The sequence below is a fragment of the Clostridium sp. CS001 genome, assembly GCF_020443565.1.
Taxonomy (GTDB): Bacteria; Bacillota; Clostridia; order Clostridiales; family Clostridiaceae; genus Clostridium_AD.
In genome coordinates, this window is the sequence record NZ_JAIZZN010000003.1 from 223,612 (window position 1) to 233,399 (window position 9,788).

Genomic DNA, 9,788 nt, shown 5'->3' on the forward strand with positions numbered 1-9,788 from the left:
AAGAAACAACCATAGTTTATTATAATGAATAATAGGAGATGAAGAAATGAATATAGGTATTATTGGAGCAATGACAGAAGAAGTAGAATTTTTAATAAAAAATATGAATTTTGAAAGAAGAGAAGTAAAGGCTAAAATGGAATTTAGTCTTGGAAAAATACATAATAAAAATGTGGTTGTAGTTACTAGTGGTATTGGAAAGGTTAACGCAGCTGTTTGTGCTCAAATATTAATTGATGATTTCAATGTAGATTATGTAATAAACGTAGGTATTGCAGGTGGAACTAAAGAGAATATATATCCTGGAGATGTTGTTATAGGAGAAAATCTAGTTCAGCATGATATGGATACATCTGCATTTGGAGATAAGATAGGCCAGATACCAAGGTTGGATACTTTTGATTTTAAATGCGATGCAAAACTAATTGAGTATGCTATAGAGGCATGCAAAGATATAAAGGGTCATAATCACTTCACAGGAAGAATTGTGTCAGGAGATCAATTTATTGCAAGTATTGATAAAATAAGATGGTTGAATTCTGAGTTTGAATGCTTGGCATGTGAAATGGAAGGCGCAAGTATTGCTCAGGTTTGTTATTTGAATAATACTCCATTTATAGTAATAAGGTCGATATCGGATAATGCCAATAATGGAGCTCATATGGATTATGAAAAATTTAAGGATATTGCTGTTGATAATTCTACAAACATTTTAAATAATATGTTGAAGCTAATTTAGAGGTATTTAATATGGAAAAGTTATTGGTTCATAAAAATAGTGGAACGGATTTAAAGGTATCGGTCAAAAATATACTTATCGGCGGAAAAGAAAAGGTTATTATATCAGGACCTTGTTCTGTTGAAAACTATGATAATATGTATAGTATTGCAAAAGAGCTAAAAAAAATAGGGGTTCATATGTTGAGAGGTGGGGCTTTTAAACCAAGAACTTCACCCTATGACTTCCAAGGGTTAAAAGAAGAAGGACTAAAAATACTTAAAAGTATTGGTGATGAGCTTGATATGCCAATAGTGACAGAGGTTATGGATACTCAGGACATAGACTTAGTATCAAATTATGCTGATATGTTGCAAATAGGTTCTAGAAATATGTATAACTACAGTTTGCTGAAAGCGGTTGGAAAGTTAAAAACACCTATTTTACTAAAAAGAGGTATGAGTGCAACACTTTCGGAATGGCTTTATGCCGCAGAATACATTCTATCTAATGGCAATGAAAATGTTGTTCTTTGTGAAAGAGGCATTAGAACCTTTGAAACATATACAAGAAATACACTGGATTTAAGCAGTGTTGCCGCAATTAAACAAAACTATAGAATTCCAGTAATTGTAGACCCTAGCCACGGAACTGGTAGAAGGGAACTTGTGGCTAAGATGTCAATAGCATCAATTGCAGCAGGTGCAGATGGATTAATAATTGAAAGCCATATTGACCCAAATAAAGCCCTATCAGACTCAAACCAAACTGTGTCTATGGATACAGTGAATACAATAGTAAAAAATGTAAGGAAGTTTGATGAAATTTTTAATTATACACAATAAACTTTAGATATTATTAATAAGGTGTAATAAAATCCTTTCCATGAGAAAACATAACTATATAGAAAGGTTATCATTTTAACTTTGCTATATTAAAAACTAGAGGAGTTGTTATCATGGAAAAGAAAAAATTACAGTATTTTAAAGAGAAATTGATAAATGAACATAATCGAGCACTAAATCTTATTAATCAGATGAAAGAAAATGAGGTTGTGAACTCTAATATTCAAGCTACAGGGGAATTGTCTTTTTATGACAACCACCCCTCAGATACTGCTTCTGAAATGTTTGAAAGTGAAAAAGGATTAGCTCTTAAAGCCAATGAAATGTCGATTATAGGAAAGATTAATAATGCCTTAAGCAGTATTGAAAATCATACCTATGGGAAGTGCAAAAATTGTGGTAAAGAAATAATTGAGGAAAGACTAGAGTTTATACCTTACGCAGAAAATTGTGTAGAATGTCAAAAGTCTATAGATAATATGAAGGTAGCAGAGCAAAACAATAGATGCGTTGAGGAAGATGTATTAGGCATACCATTTAGAGCGGGAAGTAGCGACCAAGTAGGTATTGACGGATCTGATACTTATCAGACATTAGAGAGTTTTAATAAATCAGATGACACAGTTGGGTATTACGATGATGACGATGACGGTTACGTTGAACCCATAGAAAGAATAAGCAATCAGCAATATAAAAATCAATTACCAGATTAATATTTTAGCGTAGTATATAATTATTAAATAGAGAAAAATGAGAAATGTATATATTGCAAAGAACTAGCTAAGAAAGGCACATTCGCTGCAATATATACGTTTTTAGTAAACAGGGGGAAGGTATGGAAGCACTAATTATTTTTTTAGGGTTACTATTAGACAGATTATCTAAGCTTTGGGCGTTAAGCTCTTTAAAAGATAAAAATGGAATTGTATTAATAAAGGACCTTTTTAAATTAGAATACTTAGAAAATAGGGGAGCAGCTTTTGGAATTATGCAAAATAAATTGATATTGCTATCCATAGTTACCTTCGCTATTATAGCTGGAATGATATATTACATTATTAAATATAAACCAAAATCAAGGTTTCTAAAAATAAGCTTTGCTTTGATTATAAGTGGAGCACTCGGAAACTTGTATGATAGATTATTTTATAAATATGTGGTGGACTTTATTTTAGTTCATTATAAGGATGTATATTATTTTCCAACCTTTAACATAGCTGATTCATTGGTGGTGGTAGGTACGTTAATTCTAGCAATTTCAATAGTAAAGGATGGATCATAGATGGAAAGTTTTGAGTTGAAAGTTGATGAAGAGTCAGTTGGTAAAAGATTAGATGTTTTTATTTCAAATAGATTTGAAGATAAATCCAGGTCGTATATTCAAGGGATAATTGAAGGTGAAACTGTTACTGTAAATGGTAAATGTAGAAAAAGTAATTATAAATTGAAGCTGGAGGATTTTGTTACAGTAGAGATTCCAGAGGCGGTAGAATTAAATATCAAAGCGGAAGAAATACCCCTGGACGTTTTATATGAAGATAGTGATGTGATTGTAATTAACAAACCACAAGACATGGTTGTTCACCCAGCACCAGGAAACTATACGGGTACATTAGTTAATGCACTTCTAAATCACTGCAGCGACCTATCTGGTATCAATGGTATAATAAGGCCAGGTATAGTTCATAGAATCGATAAAGATACATCAGGAGCGTTAATTGTTGCGAAGAATGATAATGCACATAATTCTTTAGCCGTGCAGTTCAAAGAACACTCAATTACAAGAAGCTATTTGGCTATTGTAGAGGGTATAATTAAAACTGATGAAGGCACAATTGATCAGCCAATTGGTCGTCATCCTAAGGATAGGATAAAGATGGGTGTAGTAGAAAGTGGTAAAAAGGCTGTCACTCATTATAAGGTAGTAGAAAGATTTGCTAGTCATACTCTAGTAGAATGTAATTTAGAAACAGGCCGAACACATCAAATAAGAGTACATATGGCAAAAATAGGCCATCCCTTAGTTGGTGATTTGATATATGGTTATAAAAAGCAAAGTTTTAATTTGAAAGGGCAAGCTCTTCATGCAAAAAGGCTTGGATTTATACACCCAAGTACTAATGAATATATGGAGTTTATTTCACCACTTCCAGATTATTTTGAAAAACTTATAATTAGATTGAGAAAAGATTTGAAATAGTATATGATTTGTGTTATTATGTAACAAGCGCAATAACTCGCAATATGAGTTATTATGTAATTAATATAATATTTATGCCTTTAAATGTTCCAGAGAGATCATAAGGATAAAGATAGCAATACTATTATGCAAGTATAGTATGCCTTTACCTTATGGTAAAGGCTTTTTTAGTTTCAAAATTTTAAAGAACATGCACATTAGGGGTAGCATTATAAAAAAACTGTATATTAATTTTGCAATAAATAATACTAATAGGAGGAGGGTAAGTTATGGAGTTAAAATCAGTGCTCTTAGATGAAAAAGCCATAAAAAGAACACTTACAAGAGTAGCACATGAAATAATTGAAAAAAATAAGGGAATAGAAGACATTGTACTTATAGGTATAAAAAGACGTGGAGTACCAATTGCAGAAAGAATTGCTGGGTTAATAGAGGATTTTGAAGGAATTAAAGTTCCTGTGAGAAGTGTTGATATCACTTTATATAGAGATGATCTTACATCTTTAGATCAACAACCAATTTTAAACAATCCAGAGATAGGTATTGATGTAAAAGATAAAAAAATAATTTTAGTTGATGATGTACTGTATACTGGAAGAACTGTTAGGGCTGCGATCGATGCCATAATAGATAAAGGAAGACCTCAAATGATACAATTAGCTGTTTTAGTAGATAGAGGTCACAGAGAACTACCTATTAGAGCAGATTATGTAGGTAAAAATATACCTACTTCAGGAAAAGAAATGATTTCTGTTGAACTTTTAGAAATTGATGGAAGAGATGCAGTAATTATATATGAGCTTTAACTTCGAATAAGATACGCATAGCTTCGAAGAAGATACATAATCTTTTAAAATAGTCCAGCGAGACTAAAAGGGGGAACTAAATGAAAAACTTTGTAGATGTTGAACAAAAATTACCTATTATGCAGACTATCCCATTAAGCTTACAACACTTATTTGCTATGGTGGGGGCAACAATTCTCGTGCCAATGCTCACAGGTCTTAGCCCGTCAATTGCACTATTTTGTAGTGGAGTTGGAACTTTATTGTATATATTATGTACCAAGGCTAAACTTCCAGCTTATGTAGGCTCATCCTTTGCATTTATAGGACCAATGTCTGTTGCCACAAAATTATATGGACAAAGTTCTATGTTGTCAGGAATTATTGCAGCAGGATTGGTATATGTAATTGTGGCGCTAATTATTAAGTTTGTAGGAACAAAATGGTTAGATAGAATCTTATCACCAGTTGTAGTAGGATCAGTTGTAATTGTTATAGGACTTAGCTTAGCTGGCGTTGCAATAAATTGGGCAGGACTGAATTCAAGTTTTACCACTCCGGCACTTGAAGGTGTATCTAGGGGTGCATGGATATTTGTTTCAATGGTAACCCTTGGAATAGCAATAATAGGAACTATGTATTTTAAAGGGTTTTTCGGTGTAGTACCAATTTTGATAGCAATGGTAGTTGGATATATACTTTCAATAGTACTAGGAGTAATTCCACAGGAAGTGCTAAAGGGAATAGGATCAGCACAGCTTATTAAATTACCTAGCTTTGTGCTACCTACCTTTAATATAAATGCTATTATGCTTATGGCTCCAGTAGCTTTTGTAACACTAGCCGAGCATATTGGCCATGTATATGTTACAAATAATGTTTGCGGACGCGACTTTACAAAAGATCCTGGATTACATAGATCCATCCTTGGAGATGGTATTGCTACAATGTTTGCAGGTTTTGTAGGAGGACCCCCAAATACTACTTATGGTGAAAACATAGGAGTTATGGCAATAACAAGAGTTTACAGTGTTTGGGTAATTGGAGGAGCGGCTATAATTGCAATAATACTATCCTTCATAGGACCTGTTGCTGAGGTAATAGGTAATATTCCATTACCTGTAATTGGAGGCGTAAGCGTAATGCTGTTTGGAATAATTGCATCTTCTGGTTTTAGAATTTTTGTGGAAGATAAAGTTGATTTTAGTAAAAAGAGAAATCTTATAATTGCTTCTGTTATAATAGTTTTAGGTATTGGTGGTGGCGGTATTAAATTCCCTTTTGCAGGCTTAGAAGTTGAGCTTGCAGGGGTAGCACTTGCAACATTAGTAGGTGTCATATTGAACTTAATTTTACCAGAAACTAGTAAAGCAGAAGAAAACTAATATAAAGTTACAATAAAAGTGTCAGAAGAAATTCTGGCACTTTTATTAACTTTTATGCAGTTACGTTGAAATTTCTAGACAATAATAGCAAATAGATATATTATAATATAAGTAATACTTGGAATAAGGAAAAGAAGAAATAGGAGAGATAACATATGATGTATACATTAATTGCAACGACTACTTTTGGTTTGGAAGCAGTAACTGCCAAAGAATTAAAGGAACTAGGGTATGAAGATTTAAATGTGGAAAACGGAAGGGTAACATTTGAAGGAGACGAGATGGATATTGCTATATGCAATATTTGGCTAAGAACAGCAGAAAGACTTTTTATAAAGATGGCTGAATTTAGTGCATTGTCTTTCGAAGAATTGTTTCAAGGGACCTTGGCTGTAGAATGGGGTAATTTAATACCTGAAGATGGCAAGATGCATATCGTTGGTAAATCTGTAAAGTCACAGCTACACAGTGTTCCAGATTGTCAAGGTATAGTAAAAAAAGCAGTAGTAGAAGCTATGAAGAAAAAGTATGATAAAGAATGGTTTTCAGAAGATGGCCCTGTGTATAAAATTGAGGTTTCAATTTTAAGAGATATAGTAACTTTATCAGTAGATACTTCAGGTGTTGGACTTCATAAAAGAGGATATAGAGAATATGCTGGTGAGGCACCACTAAAGGAAACTTTAGCTGCAGCCCTTGTACTTATAAGTAAATGGGATAGTACAAGAGTTTTGGCTGACCCACTTTGTGGTTCGGGGACCATAGCAATAGAAGCAGCACTTATAGGAAAGAACATGGCCCCTGGAATAAACCGAAAGTTCGTAAGTGAAACTTGGCCAACTATGGAAGCTGATACTTGGCAGCAAGTTAGAGAAGGGGCACTTAGAACTGTAAATAGCAATGAGGTGGAAATACTAGCTTCAGATATTGACGGAAGACTGTTAAAGATAGCCATAGACAATGCTGAAAAAGCAGGAGTATCAGATTGTATAAAGTTTCAAAAGATAGCAATGCAAAGTTTTAGTTCTAAGAAAAAATATGGAGTTATAATAACAAACCCACCCTATGGAGAAAGATTAGGGGAGCTTGAGGAAGTAAATAAACTTTATATGGATCTTGGAGAAATGTATTCAAGTTTAAATGAATGGTCTTGTTATGTGTTAACATCTAATGGGGATTTTCAAAAAAAATTTGGAAAGAAAGCAGATAAAAATAGAAAGTTATATAATGGAAGACTACAATGTTATTATTATCAGTATATAAAAGAAATACCTAGGAAGAAGAAAGAAGAATAAAGTTCTCCTACGTGCCTTGCAATAAGAGCTTATAACGTGAAATTCCATTAAGAAATTCTAATCTTTTGCGAATATAAAATTCTCTAACGTTCACACTCGACTTCCTGTCTCGGGTTCACTAACCTGACTTCCTGTCAGGTTTACGAGAATTTTATATTAGCAAAAGAAGAATCTCTAAATGAAATTTCAATGTTACTACGCTTCTTATTGCAAGTCACTTTGGAGAAAGCTCATACTATTATGCATGTTACTGCGGAAGGGTTATGAGAATTTCTAAATGAAGATAAGACAAGGGATATATTATACATATATCCCTTGTCTTATCTTTTGACTTATATTTTGCTGAATGAATCATAAAACTAATTATATATTTAAAAAAAAGCAAATCACCAATATTTATGAAAAAATGCTGGATTTCACGGTTCAAACTCTTATTTCAAGTCACGCAGGAGAAATTCCATAGGTCGCGTTCCTTTTTTTTATTCAACTCTTGTTAATGTGCTTTCACTAGGCGTTATATAAAGAGTTTTATTTGTAGAGTAAATAACCATTCCAGGTTTTGCACCAGAGGGTTTACGTACATTTTTCACCTCTGTGTAATCTACAGGTACACTAGAAGAGCTTTTAGACTTACTATAAAATGCAGATAGGTTTCCAGCCTCTAGTAAAGTAATATCAGATATATTACCAGTATTTTTAATGATTACATGGGAACCAGGTATATCCTTTGTGTGTAACCATATATCATTTTTGCTGGCAAACTTCAAAGTTAAAAAGTCATTTTGAATATTATTTCTACCAACATAAATGTCAATTCCTTCACTAGAAACAAAGTGCATAGGCTTCGTAGGTTTTGGTTTTTTACCTTTGTTAGCTTTTTTTAGTGTAATATAATCAGTTTCTATTAACTCATTTCTGATATCTTCGATTCCATTGTAGTTTTCTACATTTAGTATGTTGGTAAGTACAGATTGAAGATATTGTAATTCATTTTCAGTAAGATCCATTTGAATTAATGCCATTTCTTCTGATTTCTTAAATTTATTATACTTTTTATAATAGTATTGAACATTTTGTGATGGAGTTTTGTTTTCATCAAGTTTAATTTCCATTGAGTCACTATTTTCACTATAATAATTTATAACATTTGCAAATTTATCACCCTTTTTTAAGGAGTAGATATTTGCAGTTAGAAGTTCACCAAATAATTTATAGGAATCTTTAGTGTCACATTCGGTCAAGGTATCTCTTAGTATTCTCATTTTTTTGTCGCAACGACTAATATTATTATTTACTATTTTTTGAAGATCTGAACTTTTAGCATTTAACCTATCATATCTATCCTTTTGGAAATAAAAGTTTTCAATTAGCTTAGAAGGCGAGTCATATTTTTCATGATTATAATCATTTAAAGAAGTTAGTTCAATACAATGAAAATCCTTAAGTTTACCCTTCATAGAGTAAGATGCCAAAAAAATATTTGTAAGTTTATCTTTAAAGAAGTTAGTAGTAAAGGTATAAATGTTCGTAGCATGTTCTAAATCAAATTTAAGGTTTTCTGTAGAATATCTATTCATTAGCTCAGATGAAAGTCCTGCGCTTATTCCCGTGAAAGTTCCTGTGAAAAACTTTTCAGTGAAGTCTACTTCATTGGTGATTATATACTCGTAGAATTCATCATAACTAAAATTAAAAACATTTAGCTTTTTAGAAATAGGAGGATATACATATTCCACACCAGTATATAAAACACGGAAACTATTTATGTCTGCTGTGACATGTTTAATACTATCCATAACTAAATTATCGCGACATCGAACCAAACTAATATTGCTATGTCTACCCATTATCTCAATTATTAAAGAGTACACACTATCAAAGCCTAATTCATCACTACTTTTAAAGTCGATAACTAGTAATCTATCTGAGTTTACTTGCCTTACTGAAAGGACCGTTGCAGTATTTAAATATTTCCTTAGTACCATGCAGAACATAGGTGCTTGCATAGGGTTTTCTTTATTGAATTCTGTAAAATGGATTCTAGGATAATTAGAACTCGAACTTATTAGTAACTTATAAACTTTTCTATTTTTTTTAAAACTTAATATAATTTCATCTTTTTCTGGTTGGGTTATTTTATCAACCTTACAATCTATGATTATATCTTTTATTTCTTCAATGAGGCTAGATAAGTAAATTCCATCTAATGCCATATAAATCACCCTTTCACTTTGTTAAAAGCATTTATGTTTATAGTTAATAGTATATCATTAATGAAAATTATTGAAAAGCAATAGTGGAATTAGATACTTTCTTACTATGGTAGGTATGATTAAGATACGAGTAGTATGAGTTAACTTTTTAGAAAATGTGAAATTTATTTATCTAAAATCTGAATAAAATTTGTAAGAATGACAATGATTACAAGTGATGTCCTAAAAAATTAATATAGGAGCATTCCTGTTATGAATTAAAATGAACTTTGAAAAAAAGAGCACCTACTGATAAAATACAGGGTATAACAGTTGCAACTTTTATCCCTAATTTATAATTATCAGTG

9 protein-coding genes are annotated in these 9,788 nt (G+C 32.0%); 8 read left to right on the forward strand and 1 reads right to left on the reverse strand.

What is annotated here, in order from left to right; all coding sequences use genetic code 11:
- Positions 1-46: 46 nt before the first annotated feature.
- The 8 genes from LGK97_RS03955 (at position 47) to LGK97_RS03990 (ending at position 7,228) form a co-directional block, all read left to right on the forward strand.
- A complete protein-coding gene (locus LGK97_RS03955) occupies positions 47-739 on the forward strand; it encodes a 5'-methylthioadenosine/adenosylhomocysteine nucleosidase (RefSeq protein ID WP_226258440.1) in 693 nt (230 codons plus the stop codon).
- Positions 740-750: 11 nt separating this feature from the next.
- Positions 751-1,563, forward strand: coding sequence for a 3-deoxy-7-phosphoheptulonate synthase (aroF, locus tag LGK97_RS03960; protein ID WP_226258441.1), 813 nt, complete (start codon positions 751-753; stop codon positions 1,561-1,563).
- Between the two features lie 113 nt (positions 1,564-1,676).
- Entirely contained in the window at positions 1,677-2,276 is a 600-nt protein-coding gene (locus LGK97_RS03965; protein WP_226258442.1) for a TraR/DksA C4-type zinc finger protein, read from the forward strand.
- Positions 2,277-2,398: 122 nt separating this feature from the next.
- Entirely contained in the window at positions 2,399-2,845 is a 447-nt protein-coding gene (gene lspA / locus LGK97_RS03970; protein ID WP_226258443.1) for a signal peptidase II, read from the forward strand.
- A complete protein-coding gene (locus LGK97_RS03975) occupies positions 2,846-3,763 on the forward strand; it encodes an RluA family pseudouridine synthase (protein WP_226258444.1) in 918 nt (305 codons plus the stop codon).
- 269 nt (positions 3,764-4,032) lie between these two features.
- Positions 4,033-4,569 (forward strand): bifunctional pyr operon transcriptional regulator/uracil phosphoribosyltransferase PyrR, encoded by a 537-nt coding sequence (pyrR, locus tag LGK97_RS03980; RefSeq protein WP_226258445.1) that lies wholly within the window; start codon positions 4,033-4,035, stop codon positions 4,567-4,569.
- Positions 4,570-4,649: 80 nt separating this feature from the next.
- Entirely contained in the window at positions 4,650-5,933 is a 1,284-nt protein-coding gene (gene uraA / locus LGK97_RS03985) for a uracil permease (protein WP_226258446.1), read from the forward strand.
- A 155-nt stretch (positions 5,934-6,088) separates the two neighbouring features.
- Positions 6,089-7,228: a THUMP domain-containing class I SAM-dependent RNA methyltransferase gene (locus tag LGK97_RS03990; protein WP_226258447.1), complete on the forward strand. Its 1,140-nt coding sequence runs from the start codon at positions 6,089-6,091 to the stop codon at positions 7,226-7,228.
- Between the two features lie 479 nt (positions 7,229-7,707).
- On the opposite strand, the gene LGK97_RS03995 is transcribed toward LGK97_RS03990, so the two are convergent.
- Complete coding sequence (locus tag LGK97_RS03995; RefSeq protein WP_226258448.1) at positions 7,708-9,441, reverse strand: NFACT family protein; 1,734 nt, start codon at positions 9,439-9,441, stop codon at positions 7,708-7,710.
- Positions 9,442-9,788 lie beyond the last annotated feature (347 nt).

Excerpts from the sequence above, each read along its gene's own strand:
- lspA (WP_226258443.1), top strand. The coding sequence starts at position 2,399 with ATGGAAGCACTAATTATTTTTTTAGGGTTACTATTAGACAGATTATCT.
- LGK97_RS03995 (WP_226258448.1), bottom strand. The coding sequence starts at position 9,441 with ATGGCATTAGATGGAATTTACTTATCTAGCCTCATTGAAGAAATAAAA.
- LGK97_RS03965 (WP_226258442.1), top strand. The coding sequence starts at position 1,677 with ATGGAAAAGAAAAAATTACAGTATTTTAAAGAGAAATTGATAAATGAA.
- LGK97_RS03955 (WP_226258440.1), top strand. The coding sequence starts at position 47 with ATGAATATAGGTATTATTGGAGCAATGACAGAAGAAGTAGAATTTTTA.
- LGK97_RS03975 (WP_226258444.1), top strand. The coding sequence starts at position 2,846 with ATGGAAAGTTTTGAGTTGAAAGTTGATGAAGAGTCAGTTGGTAAAAGA.
- LGK97_RS03990 (WP_226258447.1), top strand. The coding sequence starts at position 6,089 with ATGATGTATACATTAATTGCAACGACTACTTTTGGTTTGGAAGCAGTA.
- pyrR (WP_226258445.1), top strand. The coding sequence starts at position 4,033 with ATGGAGTTAAAATCAGTGCTCTTAGATGAAAAAGCCATAAAAAGAACA.
- aroF (WP_226258441.1), top strand. The coding sequence starts at position 751 with ATGGAAAAGTTATTGGTTCATAAAAATAGTGGAACGGATTTAAAGGTA.
- uraA (WP_226258446.1), top strand. The coding sequence starts at position 4,650 with ATGAAAAACTTTGTAGATGTTGAACAAAAATTACCTATTATGCAGACT.